The organism is Streptomyces africanus, assembly GCF_002150735.1.
GTDB lineage: Bacteria > Actinomycetota > Actinomycetes > Streptomycetales > Streptomycetaceae > Streptomyces > Streptomyces africanus.
Genome location: NZ_MUKA01000023.1, coordinates 36289 through 55081, shown reverse-complemented (window position 1 = coordinate 55081; position 18793 = coordinate 36289). Strand labels below are relative to the sequence as shown.

Annotated in this window: 14 protein-coding genes and 1 pseudogene; 6 read left to right on the top strand and 9 right to left on the bottom strand. The window is 71.3% G+C overall.

Annotation, left to right across the window (positions count from 1 at the left end):
- Positions 1 to 2: 2 nt before the first annotated feature.
- Genes CCL05_RS03970 through CCL05_RS03950 form a run of 5 tightly spaced genes read right to left on the bottom strand, consistent with a single transcriptional unit; the run spans position 3 to position 6537 of the window.
- Positions 3 to 935: a dihydrodipicolinate synthase family protein gene (locus CCL05_RS03970; RefSeq protein WP_086559081.1), complete on the bottom strand. Its 933-nt coding sequence runs from the start codon at positions 933 to 935 to the stop codon at positions 3 to 5.
- Positions 932 to 1960, bottom strand: a complete 1029-nt coding sequence (locus CCL05_RS03965; protein WP_086559080.1) for an oligopeptide/dipeptide ABC transporter ATP-binding protein — start codon at positions 1958 to 1960, stop codon at positions 932 to 934. Before CCL05_RS03965 ends, CCL05_RS03970 begins: the two co-directional genes overlap by 4 nt.
- Entirely contained in the window at positions 1957 to 3927 is a 1971-nt protein-coding gene (locus CCL05_RS03960; protein ID WP_086559092.1) for a dipeptide/oligopeptide/nickel ABC transporter permease/ATP-binding protein, read from the bottom strand. Before CCL05_RS03960 ends, CCL05_RS03965 begins: the two co-directional genes overlap by 4 nt.
- Before the next feature lie 11 nt (positions 3928 to 3938).
- Positions 3939 to 4901: an ABC transporter permease gene (locus CCL05_RS03955; RefSeq protein WP_086559079.1), complete on the bottom strand. Its 963-nt coding sequence runs from the start codon at positions 4899 to 4901 to the stop codon at positions 3939 to 3941.
- A gap of 4 nt (positions 4902 to 4905) precedes the next feature.
- On the bottom strand, positions 4906 to 6537 hold the full coding sequence (locus tag CCL05_RS03950) for an ABC transporter substrate-binding protein (protein WP_086559078.1): 1632 nt from the start codon (positions 6535 to 6537) through the stop codon (positions 4906 to 4908).
- 203 nt (positions 6538 to 6740) lie between these two features.
- Here CCL05_RS03950 and CCL05_RS03945 point away from each other — a divergent pair, with 203 nt between their 5' ends.
- Positions 6741 to 7187 carry a protein-tyrosine phosphatase family protein gene (locus CCL05_RS03945; protein ID WP_086559091.1) on the top strand — a complete coding sequence of 149 codons (447 nt, stop codon included), beginning with the start codon at positions 6741 to 6743 and terminating at the stop codon, positions 7185 to 7187.
- Between the two features lie 96 nt (positions 7188 to 7283).
- On the top strand, positions 7284 to 8447 hold the full coding sequence (locus tag CCL05_RS03940) for an abortive phage infection protein (RefSeq protein ID WP_086559077.1): 1164 nt from the start codon (positions 7284 to 7286) through the stop codon (positions 8445 to 8447).
- A gap of 48 nt (positions 8448 to 8495) precedes the next feature.
- Here CCL05_RS03940 and CCL05_RS03935 read toward each other — a convergent pair.
- From CCL05_RS03935 to CCL05_RS03925, 3 genes and pseudogenes are all read right to left on the bottom strand, one after another.
- A pseudogene (locus CCL05_RS03935) lies at positions 8496 to 10316 on the bottom strand (ATP-binding SpoIIE family protein phosphatase); the annotation flags it as partial.
- 86 nt (positions 10317 to 10402) lie between these two features.
- On the bottom strand, positions 10403 to 10603 hold the full coding sequence (locus tag CCL05_RS03930; RefSeq protein ID WP_086559076.1) for an acyl-CoA carboxylase subunit epsilon: 201 nt from the start codon (positions 10601 to 10603) through the stop codon (positions 10403 to 10405).
- A gap of 27 nt (positions 10604 to 10630) precedes the next feature.
- Complete coding sequence (locus tag CCL05_RS03925) at positions 10631 to 12055, bottom strand: acyl-CoA carboxylase subunit beta (RefSeq protein ID WP_425275888.1); 1425 nt, start codon at positions 12053 to 12055, stop codon at positions 10631 to 10633.
- A 176-nt stretch (positions 12056 to 12231) separates the two neighbouring features.
- Between CCL05_RS03925 and CCL05_RS03920 the strand changes: the two genes are divergently transcribed.
- The 3 genes from CCL05_RS03920 to CCL05_RS03910 all read left to right on the top strand — a co-directional run bounded on the left by CCL05_RS03920 (position 12232) and on the right by CCL05_RS03910 (position 17049).
- Positions 12232 to 13506, top strand: coding sequence for an MFS transporter (locus tag CCL05_RS03920; protein ID WP_086559074.1), 1275 nt, complete (start codon positions 12232 to 12234; stop codon positions 13504 to 13506).
- A gap of 172 nt (positions 13507 to 13678) precedes the next feature.
- On the top strand, positions 13679 to 15790 hold the full coding sequence (locus tag CCL05_RS03915; protein WP_158102413.1) for a sensor histidine kinase: 2112 nt from the start codon (positions 13679 to 13681) through the stop codon (positions 15788 to 15790).
- Positions 15790 to 17049, top strand: coding sequence for an ABC transporter substrate-binding protein (locus CCL05_RS03910; protein ID WP_086559072.1), 1260 nt, complete (start codon positions 15790 to 15792; stop codon positions 17047 to 17049). Before CCL05_RS03915 ends, CCL05_RS03910 begins: the two co-directional genes overlap by 1 nt.
- 26 nt (positions 17050 to 17075) lie before the next feature.
- Here the strand turns inward: CCL05_RS03910 and CCL05_RS03905 are convergent, their stop codons facing one another.
- On the bottom strand, positions 17076 to 17789 hold the full coding sequence (locus CCL05_RS03905; RefSeq protein WP_086559071.1) for a GntR family transcriptional regulator: 714 nt from the start codon (positions 17787 to 17789) through the stop codon (positions 17076 to 17078).
- A 154-nt stretch (positions 17790 to 17943) separates the two neighbouring features.
- Between CCL05_RS03905 and CCL05_RS03900 the strand changes: the two genes are divergently transcribed.
- The gene (locus CCL05_RS03900) at positions 17944 to 18738 is read left to right on the top strand and encodes a putative hydro-lyase (protein ID WP_086559070.1); all 795 of its coding nucleotides are present in this window, start codon (positions 17944 to 17946) and stop codon (positions 18736 to 18738) included.
- Positions 18739 to 18793 lie beyond the last annotated feature (55 nt).

Sequence of the window (18793 nt, the reverse complement as noted above, 5' to 3'; positions counted from 1 at the left end):
GCTCAGAGCAGCCCCGCCGCCGTCAGGTACGTCCCGACCCGCTCCACCTCGGCCTGTGACAACGGCACCTGCGGCTCCGCCGTGGCCGGGCAGTCGATCACGCCCCTCAGGTGCAGCGCGGCCTTGAAGGCGCCGATCGCCGAGGAGCCGGGGCCCATGCGGGCCGGGTCGCCGACGCCGACCAGGCCGAACAGGGCGCACAGCCGTTCCTGTTCGGCACGGGCCTGTTCCCACTCCCCGGCGCGGCACAGGCGGTCCAGGCGGGCGTAGCCGTGCGGGTCGACGTTGCCGAGGCCGGGCACGGTACCGTCCGCGCCGACCGCGAGCGCCGCGTCGACGATCAGCTCGGAGCCGGTCAGCACGCTGAAGCCGGTGATGCCCGGGTGGGCCCTGGCCCCGGTCACGACCTGGCGGAAGGCGGCCAGGTCGCCGCTGGAGTCCTTGAGCGCGGCCAGGACACCGTCGGCGGCCAGCTCCAGGACCACGTCCCCGGGGAGCTTCGTGTGGACGGCGACGGGGATGTCGTAGGCGACCACCGGGACCGGGCTCGCGGCGGCGACCGCGCGGTAGTGGCGGGCGATCTCCGCCGGGTGGGTGCGGGCGTAGAACGGGGCGGTGACGACGACCGCGTCCGCGCCCGCCGCCGTCACCGCCGCGACGTGGTCCACCACCCTGGCCGTCGTCATGTCGATCGCCCCGGCCAGCACCGGGAGTTGCCCGCCCGTGTGGGCCGCGACCGACTCGACCACCAGCCTGCGCTGGGCGTCCGTCAGATACGCCGCCTCCGAGGTCGAGCCGAGTACGAACAGGCCGTGCACCCCGCCGGACACCAGATGGTCGACCAGCCTGAGCAGCGAGGGGACGTCCACCTCGCGGTCCGGTGTCAGGGGCGTGCAGACGGGCGGGATGACACCGGTCAGCGGGGTGAGGGTCATGGGGCCTCCATCGGGTCGCTCCGGAGGACGAGGTCGCGGGTCGACTCGTCCTCCTGGACAGGATGGTGGCAGCGGAAGCGGTGCGCGGGGGCCGACGCGACCGAGAAGTCCGGCATCACCTCCGCGCACGTCGCGTCCGCCTTCCAGCAGCGCGTGCGGAACGGGCAGCCGCTCGGCGGGCGCGTCGCCGACGGGACCGGACCGGCCAGCGGGATCGGCTCGATCGGGTCGAGCAGCCCGGGCGTGGCGGAGAACAGGGCGCGGGTGTACGGGTGCCGGGCCCGGTCGGTGACCAGGGCGGCCGGGGACTCCTCGACGATCCGGCCCAGGTACATGGTGATCACGCGGTCGCTCATGCGCCGGACCGTCTGGATGTCGTGCGAGACGAACACCAGGGCCAGCCCCAGGCGCTCCTTCAGGTCCAGCAGCAGATTGAGGATCTGGGCGCGGACCGACACGTCCAGGGCACTGGTCGGCTCGTCCGCCACGACCAGGTCCGGGTCGAGCGCCAGCGCCCGGGCGATCGCGACGCGCTGCCGCTGCCCGCCCGACAACTGGCCCGGCAGGGCGTCGGCGAGGGCCCGGGGGAGGCCGACCAGGGACATCAACTCCCGGACTCTCTCGTCACGTTGACCGCGAGTGCCCCGGTCGTGCACGTCCAGCGGGTCCCGCAGGATCTGCCGTACGGTCAGGCGGCGGTTCAGGGCCGTCGACGGGTCCTGGAAGATCATGCCGGTGCTGCCGCCGACGGCCCGACGGCGTTCGGCGGGCGGCATCGCCCACAGGTCGCGGCCCCGGAACGACACCGTCCCTCGCATCGGCCGCTCCACCCCGACCAGCACCTTCGCCAGGGTCGACTTCCCGCAGCCCGACTCGCCCACCACGCCGACGGTCTCGCCGGGCGCGATCGCCAGGTCGGCGCCGGTCAGGGCGTACACCCGGTCGCGGGTGAACAGGCCGCCGCTGCGGGCCTTGTGGACGACGTGGGTGTCGGAGAGCTCCACCAGAGCGGGCTGGGCGTTCATGACACCGCCTCGGTCCCGGTCGTCGCCAGCGCTATGGCCGGGTGATGGCAGGCCGCCGTGTGGGCCGCGGTGCCGGCCAGGACCGGAGCCGTCGTACGGCAGACCTCGCTCGCGCGCGGGCAGCGGTCGGCGAACCGGCACCCGGCCGGGAAGTCGGCCGGGGACGGCACGACCCCCTTGATCTGCGTCATCCGCTCCTGCGCCGACTCCAGCGACAGCACGCTGCCGAGCAGACCGCGCGTGTAGTGGTGGGCCGGCGCCTCCACCAGGTCGGCGGTCACGCCCGTCTCCACGATCTGCCCGCCGTACATCACCACCACCCGGTCGGTGACGTCCGCGATCAGCGCCAGGTCGTGCGAGACGAGGATCAGCGCGAAGCCCAGCTCCGCGCGCAGCCGCAGCAGCAGCTCTATGACCTGGGCCTGCACGGTCACGTCGAGGGCGGTCGTCGGCTCGTCGGCGACGATCAGCTTCGGGTCGCGGGACAGGGCCATGGCGATCAGGACACGCTGCCGCTGCCCGCCGGACAGTTCGTGCGGGTAGCTGCGCAGCGTGCGCTCGGGGTCGAGGCCGACCATCGTCAGCAGCTCGGCGGGACTGCGCCGCCCGCCCCGCCGGACGACCTGCTTGAGCTGGGCGCGGATCGTCATCGCCGGGTTCAGCGACGACAGGGCGTCCTGGTAGACCATCGCCATCTCGTGGCCCAGCAGCCTGCGGCGTACGCGCATCGGCTCGGCGAGCAGGTCGCGCCCGCCGAACCGGACCTGGCCGCCGACGCGCGCCCCCTTCGGCTGGAGGCCCATGATCGCGAGCGCGGTCAGCGACTTGCCGCAGCCCGACTCGCCGACCAGGCCCAGGACCTCACCGGGATGCACCTCGAAGCTGATGCCGTCCACGATGTCCACGCCGCCGTGCCGCCGGTCGAAGCCGATGGCCAGGTTCTCCACGGCGAGCACGGGCTGCCCGTCCCGGGGCACATGGCGGGCCCGGGCCCGCAGTCGCCGGGCCGCTTCCGTCAGGCCGGGCAGTTGGACGATCTCCCCGCTGCCGGGCTCCGGCGCCTGGAGCCGGTCGTCCTCGGCAACCTCCACCTCGCGCGCGGCCGGGGCCGCCCACGCGTCGGACACTCCCTCGGACAGGATGTTCAGCGACAGCACCGTGACCAGCATCAGCAGGCCGGGGAACACGGTCGCCCACCAACCGCCGGTCAGCACCATGTTCTTGCCGTCCGCGATGACACTGCCCCACGACGGGTCGGGCGGCCGTACGCCCGCCCCGATGAAGGACAGCGACGCCTCGAAGACGATCGCCTCGGCGACCTGCACCGTGCAGAACACCAGCACGGGCGCGGCGCAGTTGACCGCCACGTGCTTCAGCACGATGTGCGGTGTCCGGGCGCCGATCACCCGTTCCGCCGTCACGTAGTCCTCGCCGTACTGGTCGAGGACGTTCGCGCGGACGACCCTGGCCACGGGGGGCGTGAACAGGAACGCGATCGCGCAGATCAGCACCGTGATGCCACCGCCGAACACCGCGACCAGCACGGCGGCGAGCGCGATGCCCGGGAACGCCATGACGACGTCCAGGCAGCGCATCAGCGTCTCGTCGACCGCCTTGCGCGAGGTGGCCGCGACCGCCCCGAGCAGTGCCCCGGCCACCAGCGCCAGGCCGGTGGCGCCGAGCCCGATCGCGAGCGACCAGCGCGCCCCGTACATCAGCCGGCTGAGGATGTCCCGGCCGAGACTGTCCTGGCCCATCCAGTGCCCGGCTGAGGGATGCCCGGTGCCGTCCACGGGCGGCTGCTGGTCGAGTGGGTCGTGCGGGGCGAGCAGCGGGGCGAGCAGCGCCATCAGCACGACGACCGCCAGGAAGCAGACGGCGGCCTTCGACAGCAACGGCAGCCGGCGCCAGGCGCGCAGCCGCACGCCGGGCCGGGACAGCGCCTCGGTGAGGCTCTTGCGGGTCATCGGACGGGTCATCATGCGGTCGCGTCCCTCAGTCGCGGGTTGACCAGCAGGTAGAGGACGTCGATGACGAGGTTCACGACGACGAACCCGGCCGCCGTGGTCAGGACGACACCCTGGACGACGGCCGGATCGCCGTTCTTCACCGCGTCGATCATCAGCTTGCCCATGCCGGGCAGCGAGAAGATCGTCTCGATGACGACCGCGCCGCCCAGCAGGTAGCCGACGCGCAGCCCGAGCACGGTGAGAGGGTTGATGAGCGCGTTCCGCAGCACGTTCCGCCCCACGACCACGCGCGGCGGCAGCCCGCTGCCGATCGCCGTCCGGACGTAGTCCTTGTCCAGCTCCTCCACCACGGCCGTCCGCACGATCCGGGTCAGCTGCGCCGCCACCGGCAGGGAGAGGGCGAGGGCGGGGAGTGTCATGGTCTTCAGCCAGCCGGTGAAGGAGTCGGCCGGGTTGATGTAACCGCCGGTCGGGAACCAGCCCAGGTCGACCGCCAGATACTGGATCATCAGCAGCGCCAGCCAGAAGCCGGGCGCCGCGACGCCGGTCAGCGACACGACCCGGATGATCTGGTCGGGCAGCCGGTCCCGGTGGATCGCCGCGGTCACGCCGCCCACGAGGGACAGCACGACCGCGACGCCCAGGCCCAGGAAGGTCAGCTGGAGCGTGAGCGGCAGCGCGGTGGTGACCTGGTCGATCACCGGCGCCCGGGTCAGCGCGCTGGTGCCCAGGTCGCCGTGGAGCAGGTCGGCGACGAAGTCGGCGTAGCGCACGGGCAGCGGGTCGAGCAGGCCGTGTTCCTCGCGGAAGTCGTGCAGTTGGTCCGGAGTCGGGTTGGCGCCCTGGAAGAACGCGGACGCCGGGTCGACGTCCGAGAACCGCATCACCAGGAACACGAACAGCACGATGCCGAGCATCAGCGGCACGAGCAGGGCGATGCGGCGCAGCAGGATCCGCAGGACTGCCGTCATGCCGCTAGGCCCACTTGGCCTGGAGGAGGTTGATGCCCGGGTAGGGCTGGGCCCTGATGCCGCTGAGCCGCTTCGGGTCCCAGGCCGTCATCAGCTCGTTGTGGACGACCGGGTAGAGCACGGCCTGTTCGGCGACGACGTCGATGTAGTCCTGGACCATCGCCTTCTTCTTCTCCGGGTCCGGCTCCCGGGTGGCCCGGTCCATGTCCCTGAAGAGCGCCTTGGCGACGGGGTCGCCGGCCCACCGCGTGTACTGCATCCACAGGTTTTCGGGCCCGTAGTTGTAGTGCATGATCAGATCGGCGTCGAGGCCGAACTGGTTGGGGTTGGAGGCGGCGGCGACGACCTGGTAGTCCTGCTTCTGGTCCATCTTCGTGAACACGGCCGTGGTCTCCTGCGGGGACAGGGTGGTCCGTACGCCGATCGCGTCCCAGGACGCCTTGATGGTGGGCAGGCAGTCGACGATCCAGCTCACGTTCACCGCGAGGATGTCGATGCTCAGCTCCTTGACCCCGGCCGCCTTCAGCAGGGCCTTCGCCTTGTCCGGGTCGTGGTCGTACACGGTCTTTGCCCGGCGGTAGGAGGGGTTGCTCTCGTCGAGGAAGGAACTCGACGGCTTGCCGTGCCCCTTGAGCGCCACCTCCACCATCTTCTCGGTGTCGATGGCGTAGTGCAGGGCCTGGCGCACGCGCACGTCGTCGAAGGGCTTGTGCCGGGTGTTGAACATCAGGAACAGGTTGTTCATCCCCGCCCCGCCGGCGACGGTCAGCCCGCCGCTCTCCAACTGCGCGATGTTGGCGTACGGGATGTTGTCCGCGATCTGCGCGCCCGCGCTCGACCCCGAGATCTTCGCGACGCGGGGCGCCGCGTCCACGATCGTCAGCCAGTTCATCTTGCGGAAGGCCGGCTTGCGCGGGCCGTTGTAGTCGTCGAACGCCTCGAAGGTCGTGTTCGACTTCGGGTGGTGCGCGGTCTGCCGGTACGGTCCCGAGCCGATCGCCTTGCCCTTGATGGCGTCGTCCCAGGCGCCGGGCCGGGAGAACACGTGCTTCGGCATGATCTTGGCGAGGGTCAGCCGCGCGAGCCCGTCCGGGAACGGGAACCTGAGCACCAGCTCCACGGTCCGTGGGTCGATCTTCCGGACCTCTTTCAGCCAGCTCGCGAAGAAGCCCTTGGCGAGGGTCTGGGTGCCCGGGTCGAGGATCCGCTCGAAGACGAAGACCACGTCGTCGGCGGTCACCGGCTTGCCGTCGTGGAACCTGGCCCCCTCCCGCAGCGTGAACCTCCAGGACGTACCGCCCGGGTCCTTCGGCACCTCGGTCGCCAGGGCCGCGTACGGCTCGCGGGAGATCGGGTCGGTGTCCAGCAGGCCCTCGTAGATGTGGTGGTTGGCGGCCATGCAGAACGCGGACGCCGTCTGGGTGGGGTCCCAGCTGCCGTCGTTGCCGTAGCCGATCACGGCAGTGAGCGTCCGGTTCGCCCCACTGCCGCCGCCACCGGTGTCGTTGGTGGACTCCGGCCCGGACGAACAGGCCGACAGCGACGCGGAGACGGCGGCGGCCGCGCCCAGGGCGCCGGTGTACTTCAGGAACGTCCGGCGGTGCGCCGCCGGCACGTCGGGGGTCTCGTCGCGCACGGGGTCCTCCAGCGAGAGGTCTGGAAAGGAGAAGGGGGAGGGCGAGCAGCGGAGATACGACGTCCTACGTCCGGCGGTCAGCGCGACCATAGGAGGGGCCGTGGGGCCGGTCAAGAGATCGCACACGAATGGCGTATCCGCCACAGGTGGGACCAATGGCACTGTTCTAGGGGGTGAGTTGACGCCTCATCAGGGCGGGCATGATGAGCGGCGTGACTGAGCTGTGGACCGAGAATGGCGCCGGCGTCCTGAGACTGCCGTCCGGCCGGCTGGTGCGGGGGCGAGGTCTGCGCCACCCCATGGACCCCGGCGAGCCCCGTCCCTCCTACGGTGTCTACCTGCTCGGCCGGCAGCCGCCCGAGGTTCCCTGGGAGGCGTGCTGGATCCGCTGGCCCGACTTCCGCCTCCCGTCGGACCGTGCAGCCGCCCGCGAGGTGCTGGCCGGCGCCTGGGAACGGGCCGCCGGGCAGCGCGTGGAGATCGCCTGCGGCGGAGGACGCGGCCGCACGGGCACGGCCCTGGCCTGCCTCGCGGTCCTGGACGGCGTACCCGCCGAGGAGGCGGTGGCGTACGTGCGCCGGCACTACGACCGGCATGCGGTGGAAACGCCCTGGCAGCGGCGGTACGTACGCCGGTTCGGCGAGGGATGAGCCCTTCCTTCGGCGCGGCGCCTCATACCTTGGTCGCCCCGCCGTAGACCGACGGCCGACAGCCGGGCCGGGTGTCCGCTCGGCACAGTGAACGGCATGGAAGAGACCAAGGGGATCAAGCAGGCGAAAAGCATCAGCCGGGCGCAGTTCCTGGCCGGAGCGGCGGCGGTGGGGGCCGCCGGGGCGCTGGGGCCGGCGGGACAGGTCCGGGCGACGGAGCCCCGGCACGGCAGGGGGCTGCGCCGCCGGGGCGTCGTCTACACGGTCGGCGAGGGCGAGACGCCGGGGACCGCGTGGAACGCACGCCGGATGCGGGCCGATGTCCGGGCCATCCGGGACGACCTGCACGCCGACACCATCGACGTCACGGGCGACGGCGTCGAGCGGCTCACCGCCACCGCCGCCGAGGCCGCCGAACGCGGGCTGCACATCTGGCTGCAGCCGACGCTCGGCGACGCCCCGCAGCGGGACATCCTGGAGCACCTGGCCGAGACCGGCCGGTTCGCGGAACGGCTCCGCCGGCAGGGCGCCGGTGTCGACTTCAGCGTCGGCTGCGAGTTCTGGCTGTTCGTCCCCGGCATCCTGCCGGGCGAGACGGTCCTGGAACGCATCAGGAACCTGCAGAACGGCACGGTCGACTGGCCCCGGGCGCAGCGCCGCCTCGCCGACTTCACGGCGAAGGCCGCGAAGACCGGCCGCTCCGTCTTCCAGGGCAACCTCAGCTACGCCGCCGCCCAGGCCGTCGACGACCCGGACTGGAACCTCTTCGACATCGTCGGCATCGACTACTACTCGTACTTCCCCGAGCGGTCCGGGTACGTCCGGGAGCTGAAGCGGTACCTGCGGTGGGGAAAGCCGCTCGCCATCACCGAGTTCGGCACCTGCGCCTATGTCGGTGCCCCCGAGACCGCCGGCATGGGCTGGGACGTCGTCGACCACGACAAGGAGCCGCCGGAGATCAAGGGCGACCTGGTTCGCAGCGAGCGCGTCCAGGCCGACTACGTGGGCGAACTGCTGGACGTCTTCGAGTCGATGGGCCTGTACGCGGCGATGACCTTCGAGTTCCTCACCGCGGACGCCCCGCACCGCCCGGACGAGCCCCGCCTCGACCTCGACATGGCGACGTACGCCCTCACGAAGGCGATCAAGGACCGCCCGGACGACCCCGCCTCCGGCTGGCGCTGGGAGCCGAAGGAGGCGTTCCACGCGGTGGCCCGCCGGTACGGGGCGGCGGCCCGCCGCGCCGGGCAGGCGGGATAGGGGTGTCCGCAGTGGACGTCCGACGCGGGCCGGATGTGCCGTGTCGGCTCACTGCGGCGCCACATCGTCCCAGTCGCCCAGGTCGTCCAGGTCGTCCAGGAAGCCGAAGCCCGGCGTCTCGACGGCCATGGCCGCCTCGCCGCCGTCAAGAGCCTGCTCGGTCCAGATGACCTTGCCGTCCGGTGGGTAGCGGGTGCCCCAGCGCTGTGCGAACTGGGTCACGAGGAACAGGCCGCGTCCGCCCTCGTCGGTGGTCTTGGCGCGGCGCAGGTGGGGGGAGGTGCTGGAGCCGTCGGCCACCTCGCAGACCAGGGTGCGGTCCTTGAGCAGGCGCACGGTGATGGGCTCCTTGCCGTAGCGGATGGCGTTGGTGACCAGTTCGCTGAGGATCAGCTCGGTGGTGAAGGACAACTCCTCCAGCCCCCAGTCGGCCAGCTGCCGGGCGGCCCGGCTGCGGACGGGGGCCACGGCGGCCGGGTCGGCGGGAATGTCCCACGTGGCGACCCGCTCGGGGGCGAGGACGCGGGTGCGGGCCGTCAGCAGGGCGATGTCGTCGCTGGGACCGGCGGGCATCAGTGCGTCCAGTACCGCCTGGCAGGTGTCCTCCATGGTCCTCTCGCCGGGGCCCGCCAGGGCTCTGCCCAGGAGTTCGAGGCCTTCGCCGATGTCGCGGTGGCGGTCTTCGACGAGTCCGTCGGTGTACAGGGCGAGCCGGCTGCCCTCGGGAAGTTCGAGTCGGGCGGTCTCGAAGGGCTGTCCCCCGAGCCCGAGAGGCAGGCCCGCGGGCACGTCGGGGAACTCCACGGCGCTGCCGGGACGGACCAGGGCGGGGCCCGGATGCCCGGCCCGGGCCATGGTGCAGTGGCCGGAGACCGGGTCGTAGACGGCGTACAGACAGGTCGCTCCCGTGGCCCCCTCGCCGCCGTCCCCGGCCGCCTTGTCCTGGTCCATCCTGGCGACCAGCTCGTCCAGGCGGGTCAGGAGTTCGTCCGGGGCCAGGTCGAGGGCCGAGAAGTTGTGCACCGCGGTGCGCAGCCGGCCCATGGTGGCCGCGGCGTGCAGCCCGTGCCCGACCACGTCGCCGACCACGAGGGCGACCCGGGTGCAGGACAGCGGGATGACGTCGAACCAGTCGCCGCCCACTCCGGCCTGGGCGGGCAGGTACCGGTACGCCACCTCCACGGCGCTCTGCTCGGGCAGGTCGCCGGGCAGCAGGCTGCGCTGCAGGGTGACGGCCATGGAGTGTTCCCGGGTGTACCGGCGGGCGTTGTCGACGCACACCGCGGAACGGGCGGCCAGCTCCTCGGCGAAGGACAGATCCTCCTGACCGAAGAGCTCGGACGGGTCCATGCGCCAGAAATCGATCGCTCCCAGCACCACGCCGCGGGCCCGCAACGGCACCGCGATCAGGGAGCGGATGCCGTAGTCGAGGATCCGCCGGGTGTGGTCCGGGTCCTGGGCCTTCCATCCGGGCGCGGTGCGCAGGTCGGCTTCCAGGACCGCGTGGCCGCTGTGCATGCCCACGGCCATCGGCGTCGAGGGGGCGAACCTGACCAGCTTGCCCACCGGGTAGAGCGGCGGGTCCTCCCGGATGCCGCGGAGGGCCGTGCGGCGCATCTCGCTGCTCGGCCCGGCCGGCTCCTCGCCGCGCAGGACGGGGTCCAGCAGCTCGACGGTGACGAAGTCCGCGAACCTCGGGACCGCCACCTCGGCCAGTTCCTGTGCGGTACGCACCACGTCCAGGGTGGTGCCGATCCGTGACCCGGCGTTGTACAGCAGCTCCAGCCGCTCCCGGGCCTTCTCGGCCCGGCCGGCCAGGCTGTGCAGCTCGGTGGTGTCCCGCAGGGTCGCCACGTTCCCCACCGGGCCGCGACCTCCTGAGCAGTGACCGGCCGCGACGACCCGGTCGGCCCGGACTGAACAGCCCTTGCGCTCGCGTCAGTCCACGGACTGCGTCATCTGTAGCGGAACGTCCTGGGCAGACGCTGCCTCTCGATGGCTGACGCGCGGTCGTTCCACGGGGACGGCTCGGGCCTGGCGAGCGGCTGGGCCGGGAGCGGTACGGCTGCGGCCCGGGTCTGCAACACGGCGATGACGGCGGCCAGTTCTTCGGCGGTGGGCCGGCCGCGCACCACCGTGACAAGGGGCAGGGACATGGTGGGCTCCTTACGGAGGGCCTTCTTCTAGAGGGGGATGTTGCCGTGCTTCCTGCCGGGCTGCGTCTCGCGCTTGGTGCGCAGGGCTCGCAGACCGCGCATGAGGTGCTGCCTGGTCCGGGACGGGGTGATCACGGCGTCCACGCAGCCGTGCTCGCACGCCGAGTCGGAGTCGAGGAAGGTGACTTCGGGCGCGAGCCGTGGTCCGGGCACCGTGATGCGGGCCGTGGGCCAGGCGAGGTTGAGGTCGGCGCCGAGATGCTTGGAACCCATGACGTCGTAGGCGCCGCCGCAGGCCTTGCGGATGATCACGGTGATCAGCGGCACGGTGGCCTCGGCATAGGCGTAGGTCAGTTTGGCGCTGCGCCGGACGACGCCGTTCCACTCCTGGTCGGCGCCGGGGCGGAAGCCGGGGACGTCGACGAACGTCACGACCGGCACATTGAAGGCGTCGCAGGTGCGGATGAAGCGGGCGGCCTTCTCGCAGGCGTCGATGTCCAGACAACCGCCGTGGCGCAGCGGCTGGTTGGCGACCACGCCGACGGGGTGTCCCTCGACGCGGCCGAAGCCGGTGATGATGTTGGGGGCGAAGAGGGGCTGGGTCTCCAGGAACTCGTCGTCGTCCAAGGTGCTTTCGACGACCTGGAGCATGTCGTACGGCTGGCCGGCGGTGTGGGGGACGGCCGAGTCCAGCTGCGGCCGCAGTTCCGTCTCGATGTCGCCCGCACGGCTCTCGGGGTCAACCGGTGGGTCCTCCAGGTTGTTTGACGGCAGGTAGGACAGCAGCGCTCTGACGTACTCGACGGCGTCCCTGTCGTCGTGCGCCATGTGGTGTGCGATGCCGGACACGGTGCTGAGGGTCCTGGCGCCGCCGAGTTCTTCAGGGTCGACGGGCTCTCCGGTCGCGGCCTCCACGGCCTCGGGCCCGGTCACGAACAGGTACGTCGCCTGGTCGCTCGTCACCACGAAGTCGCTGACGGCGGGGGAGTGCACCGCGTGGCCCGCACGCCCCACGACCAGGGCGATCTGGGGGATGACTCCGGAGGCGAGCACGGTGCGGCGGAAGATCTCTCCCCGGACGCCCACGGCACCTCCGCCGGCGTCGGAGCCATGGATGGAGACGAGGGGGCATCCCGTCTTCAGGGCGAAGTCCATCACCTTGGTGATCTTCGTACCGGAGAACCCGTCGAGGGCGGCACCGGAAGCGGTCGCGTCCTGGGAGAAGACGGAGACGGGCCGGCCGTCGACCGTGCCGTAGCCGGTGACGACGCTGTCGGGGCGGCGGTGTGCCACGGCGTCGAGCTCGACGAAGGAGCCTTCGTCGAGCAGCAGTTCGAGCTGCTCGCGGGCGCTGCTGGTTCTGGTGCCCACTGCGGTCATCCGGATCTTCCTGTCCTGGTGAGTGACGCTACGGCCGTCCTTACGCGACGAGGGTAGAGATTGTTGAACAATCCTTCAATAGCTGTACGGGTCGAAGTTGCGTGGTGCCCGCATGGAAGCCCAATGCAGAAAATGACCCCATTCCTCTTGAGGGATCGTTGAACAATCCCTAGGTTGTTCCCACGCCGAGGCCGGCTGGTGCGCAGAGCCGGTTGCTCCCCTCAGTTCCCTCCTCCCGTGAGGTCTCCATGAGAACCACGCCCACCCGTCCCCCCGTCGCCGCCGAGGACGTGACCGGCCGATTCGCCTGGTACCGGTCGTTCGGCCCGCAAGGGCGCCGCGCCTTCAAGGGAGCGTTCGGCGGGTACGCCCTCGACGCCTACGACTTCCAGGTGCTCCCGCTCAGCATGGTGGCGATGGCGGCCTACTTCAGCCTCACCACGGCGCAGACCGGGCTGCTGACCACGGTCACGCTGCTGGTGTCCGCGCTCGGAGGCATCCTGGCGGGCCTGCTGATCGACAGGGTCGGCCGGGTGAGGACGCTCATGATCACGGTGGGCACCTACGCGTTCTTCACCGTGCTGTGCGGCTTCGCCGTCAACTACCCGATGCTGCTGGTGAGCCGGGCTTTCCAGGGGCTGGGATTCGGCGGTGAATGGGCGGCCGGGGCGGTCCTGGTGGCCGAGTACGCCAAGGCCCGCTACCGCGGCAGGGTGCTGGCGTTCATCCAGAGTTCCTGGGCGGTCGGCTGGGGTCTCGCCGTGATCGTGTCGACCGTCGTCATGGACAGCCTCGACCCCGCCATGAGCTGGCGGGTGATGTTCTGGACGGGCGCCCTGCCCGCGCTGCTGCTGGTGTACGTGCGCCGCAACGTCAAGGACGCCCCCGAGGTGACCGAGCGGCTGGCGAGCAAGGAACCGCGGGTCCCGCTGTCGTCGATATTCAAGGGCGACCTCGCCCGCAAGACGCTCTTCGCGACACTGCTCGCCACCGGTGTGCAGGGCGGCTACTACACCATCGCCACCTGGCTGCCCACCTACCTCAAGGTCGAGCGCGGCCTCACCGTCGTCGGCACCGGCGGCTACCTCTTCATGCTCATCACCGGCGCCTTCCTGGGCTACCTCGCCGCCGGCTACATCACCGACGCGCTCGGACGCAAGAAGACCTTCGCCCTCTTCGCGGTGCTCAGCGCCGGCTTGCTGCTGGCCTACATCAACATCCCGCAGGGCGCCAACACCACGCTGCTGTTCCTCGGCTTCCCGCTGGGCTTCTGCGCCTCCGCCATCTTCTCCGGGTTCGGTGCCTACCTGGCCGAGCTCTACCCGGGCGCGGTCCGCGGCACCGGCCAGAGCTTCGCGTACAACGTCGGCCGCGCCCTCGGCGCCTTCTTCCCCACCGCGGTCGGCTTCACCGCGGGCAGCGCGGGCGTCGGCGGCGCCCTGATCTACGGGGTCATCGGCTACGCCATCGCTCTCGTCGCCCTGCTGGGACTGCCGGAGACCCGCGGCACCGAACTCACCTGAGGCGACCCGCCACAGGTGCGCACCGTACGGCGGCGCCCCGGCGCCACGGGTCCCCGGATCCGTTGCCCCGGGGCGCCGCCGCGCACAGGAGAGGCTTCATCCCTTGCATCCGAGAGCCGGCAGGGCCCTCAGAACGAGACCGCGTCCGCGTCACTGGCCCGAACCGGGGGCCTTGCGCCACCTCGCCCGGCCCCAGAACTGGCGGGTACGCCACAAACTCACCGCCGTCGTCCTGATCCCCGGTCTCCTCGCCGGCTTCCTGACGACCGTCGGCCTGTCCCGGACCATCGGCGATGCCGACGACTACGGGCGGTTCGCCGCGCTGGCCCGTCTCCAGCGCCCGGCCCTCGGTCTGGTGCACGCTCTCCAGGACGAGCGTGATGCCACGGCCGCGTTCGTCGCCGAACGGCGCGAGGGCCCGCACGGCGGCCTCGGCGGGCCGCGGGCCGCGGCCGACACCGCCGCTGTCGCCTACCGCCGGGCGGCGGGTGCCCTGGACACCTCCGGTGATCCGCACCTGCGGGCGGCGTTGCGCAGGGTGGCGGAGGAGTTGCGCACGCTCGGCGGGCTGCGTGCGGCAGTGGACGAGGCCGCACTGACCCAGGGGGCGATCGTCACCGGCTACACGGTCATGCTGGGCAGACTGCTGGACCTCGGCCCGGTGATCGCCGAGCACAACGGCGGCGGGGCGTCCGCACAACGGGTGCGGGCCCTCAACGCCCTGTCCGTCGCCGTGGAGAACACCAGCCGGGTCCGGGCGGAACTCAACGCCGTCCTGACCACCGGGACCTTCCTCGTCGGCCAGTTCCCGGACTTCGCCGGCGCGGTCGCCCGCCAGCAGGAGTCCGTGGACGACTTCCTGGCCACGACCAGCCGACCGCAGCGCACTCTGTACGCCGACGCCGTCAAGGGAACCGCGGTCAGCGCCACCCAGGCCATCCAGGAGCGGGCCGCCGAACAGGCGCAGGCGGGCCGGATCAGTATCGAGCCGGCGCGGTGGAACAAGGTCTCCAGTCGCAAGATCGCACTGATGCGCACGGTCGAGTCCCGGATCCTGGACGAACTGATCACCGTCAGCGAGGCCTCGCACGCCTCACGGCGGTGGGCCGCGTGGTGGGGCGCGGCAGGCATGCTGGCCATGCTCCTGGCGACCGGATGGGTGGTCAGCGCGGCGGTTCGCTCGATGACGCGTCCCTTGAAGACCCTGCGCGCCTCCGCGCTCGATGTCGCCCACCACCGTCTGCCCGAGGCCCTGGCACGGCTGCGGCAGGCGGACGCCGATGACCTGGGCGACTTCCGGGCCACGCCCACCGGGGTGGTGTCCGGGGACGAGATCGGCGAGGTCGCCCGGGCCTTCGACGCCGTACAGAACGCGGCCGTACGGCTGGCCACCGACCAGGCCGCGCTCCGCGCGCACATCAACGGGATGTTCGTGCACCTCTCCCGTCGCAACCAGCGTCTGGTGGGCAAGCTCCTCGGCGAGATCGGGGACCTCGAACAGGACGAGGGGGATCCCGAGCGTCTGGGGCGGCTGTTCCGGCTGGACCACCTGGCCACGCAGATGCTGCGGACCGACGAGAGCCTGCTGGTGCTCGCGGGTTCGGACACCGGACGCGGATGGGATCGTCCGATGCCCCTGTCGGAGGTACTGCTCGCCGCGAGCGCCGAGGTGGAGCAGTACGCCCGGATCGTCTGCCGGCCGGCCGTCGAGGCGGACATCGCGGGTGACGCCGTGACCGACCTGGTGCATCTCCTCGCGGAGCTGATGGAGAACGCCACGCACTTCTCCGGCCTCCACTCGGCCGTCACCGTGACGTGCGGTGTCACCGGCGACCGCACCGCCGATCCGGTGATCTCGATCGTGGACGAGGGGGTGGGGATGACCCCCGAGGAGATGGCGGTCACCAACCACCGGCTGGCCTCGGTCAGTGTGTTCGACCCCGAGGCGGGCCAGAGCATGGGCCTCTTCGTCGTCAGCCGTCTCGCGTCCAGACACGGCATCTCGGTCACCCTCGCCCCCTCGCCCGGGCACGGGACGACGGCTCTGGTGCGGTTGCCCCGCCACCTGCTGGCCAGGCTCGAGCATCCTGCGGCCGACGGGCCCGAGTACCCAGGGGCGCAGCACCCCGGGCAGGTTCTCCCGCCGCAGACCTCAGCCGCGGAACCCGCGTTCGGCTCGGCGCAGGACTGGCTGGTCCACCGCCGTTTCTCCGACGGACTGCACGCGGCCGCCGACCATCAACCGCCAGCCGTACCGTTCACCGCGGAAGGAAAACACCAGTGATGCCGAGACGCGCCGCCGGCACGATCGCCGTCCTCTGTTCGGCTCTGCTGCTCACCTCCGCCTGCACAGGTGACCCGGTGGCGAGACCCGGGGCCACCGTGACCCTCGGATTCCTGGCCCCGCTGTCAGGCCCCGCGGCCACCGTGGGTGCCGACACCAGGCGAGGTGCCGAACTGGCGGTGAAGATCGTCAACGACGATGCGGCAGCGATCCCGCTGCCGCTCGGCCCGGGTGAGGGGCTTCCCCGGGCGGACCACGCGAGGATCAGGCTGCTGTCCGCCGACACCGCCGCTTCCGGCACGACCGGTGCCGGGCAGCTGGAGCGGCTCGTGAGGGGACGGGGCGCGGTGGCCGTGGCCGGCGGGTACGAATCGGCGGTCACCCGGTCGGCCGGCGCGCGAGCCGAGGAGCTGAGGATCCCCTTCGTCAACGGCGGATCCTCCGCAGCGTCGCTGACCGAGCGGGGCCTGGACTGGTTCTTCCGCACAGGGCCCTCCGACCTGGGCTACGGCAGGGTCGTGTTCTCGCTGCTCAAGGAGCGCCAGAGCGAAGGCACCGCCGTTCGGCGCATCGCCGTGGTGCACACGGACGACCAGTACGGGGAGGACGGATCGGGCATGATCAAGCGCCTGGCCTCCCAGGTCGACGGCGATGTCGTGGCCGATGTCGAAGTGAGTGCCAGGTCCACCGACCTTTCGGGGGCCGTTGCGGAGGTGCGTGGTTCGGCTCCGGATGTCGTCCTGACACTGCTGTACACGCCGCAGGCGCTCGCACTGAGTGAGGAGGCTCGCGCCGTGTCGTACGAGCCGCCGGCTCTCATGGCCTTCGGCGGGGGCTATGCCGACCCGGCCTTCGTCAGGACGGAGGGAGGCGACGCGGAAGGGATATGCAGTCGATTCGCCTGGTCCGCGGACCTGGCCACGCACAACCCGGCGGCCCGGGCCGTCGCCGACCTCTACCGGAGGACGTATCGCAGCCCCATGAACGACGACGCCGCGCGTGCGTTCACGGCGGTGATGACCCTCGCCCAGGCGGTCGACGAAGCCGCTTCCCCTTCACCGGCGGACATCCGCTCCGCTCTGGTGAACCTCGACGTTCCGGGGCGGGACACGATCATGCCGTGGGACGGCGTGAAGTTCGACGACAACCATCAGAACACCGGGGCCCGGGGCGTCGTGGAGCAGATCCAGAAGGGGCGCTACCGCCTGGTCTACCCCTTTGACGTGGCTCGCGCGCGGCTGCGGTGGCCCATGCCCTAGGGCCTGTCCCTAGACGCCCGGCCGGATCACTCGGCCCGGTCGGCTTCGGCCGTGATGGTCTCGGAGTACGTCCGGACGAGTTCCTGCTCGGCGTCGTTGAGGTAGTCGGCGAGCAGGAGCTCCGCCTTCACGGTGGCGCCGGCCCTGAGGGCGGCGAGGATGTCCCGGTTGCGCGCCAGATAGGACTCGTGGAACTCCCGCAGCGCGCCCATCACATGGAAGCCGAGACGCAGTTCCGCCAGGATGCCGCGCATCAGTTCGTTCAGGCGGACGCTTCCGGCGAGGGCCACCACCGCGTCGTGGAAGTGCGTGTTGGCGGTGCCGACCTTGAGCCAGTCGCCGTCCTCGGCGGCTTGTTCTCCCTCGGCGACGGCGGCTTCGGCATCCGCCAGTTCGTAGGGCGGGTCGCCCAGGTGGCGGACCACCGAGCATTCGATGAGCCGGCGCACCTGATAGATGTCGGTGACGTCCTGGACGGTGAGCCTCCGGACGAAGACCCCGCGGTTGAGCTCGTGGACGAGCAGCTTCTCGTGCGTGAGCAGCCGGAAGGCCTCTCGCAGGGTGTTGCGTGAGACGCCGAGTGCCTTGCCGATGGTGTCCTCGGAGAGCTTGCCGCCCGGCGGGAGGTGACCCTCGGAGATGCGGGTGCGCAGGATGTCGGCGACCCGCTCGGCGGTACTGGACCGCCCCAGCAGGGCGCGATCGCCCACCAGTACGGCCGGATCCAGCTCGGCAACCATCGTCCTCGGTCCTCCTCCGTGAGCTCTGAGAGTCAGTCAATCGAAAACCCGGGGATGGAACAACACGCCTCTTGTCGGATTGTTCAACAATCCTCTAGCCTGGGTTCGTGGACGCGTAAGCCGTCCTTGGTTTCCCCTGTCGAAAGGACCGCTGGTGGCAACCGTTGCTGACCCCGCAGCCCTGAGCCCCGCTCAGGCCCGAGAGCTGTTCCGACGCGGCGAGAGCCGGCCCACTGCCGGATGGTGCGGGGGATTCACCCAGGTCAACCTGATCACGGTGCCCGCCGACTGGGCCTACGACGTCCTGCTGTTCTGTCAGCGCAACCCCAAGCCGTGTCCGGTGCTCGACGTCACGGACCCCGGCTCGTGGTCCACGGCGCTCGCCCCGGACGCCGACCTGCGGACCGATGTGCCGCGCTACCGCGTCTGGGAGCACGGCCGGCTGATCGACGAGCCGGCCGACGTCGTCGGCCACTGGCGCGAGGACCTGGTCACCTTCCTGATCGGATGCAGCTTCACCTTCGAAACCGCCCTGAACGAGGCGGGCGTACCACTGCGCCACGTCGACCAGGGACGCAACGTCGCGATGTACCGGAGTGGCCGTGCGTGCCGGCCCGCGGGGCGGCTCCACGGTCCCATGGTCGTGTCGATGCGGCAGATCCCGGCCGGCCTGGTGGACACGGCGACGCGCGTCAGCGAGCGGATGCCCGCCGTGCACGGCGGGCCGGTGCACGTCGGAGACCCCGCGGACCTGGGCATCGACGACCTCGCCCGCCCCGATTTCGGTGACCCGGTGGAGGCCGAGCCCGGCGACGTCCCGGTCTTCTGGGCGTGCGGTGTCACCCCGCAGGCCGCCCTGATGGCATCGCGGCCGCCCTTCGCCCTCACCCACGCGCCCGGACACATGCTGATCACGGATGCGCGGGACACCGACTACCGCGTCGGATGAAGCGGACTCGGGTGATGACTACGGAACATGTGCGGTCGCGAGGAGAACAGGCACC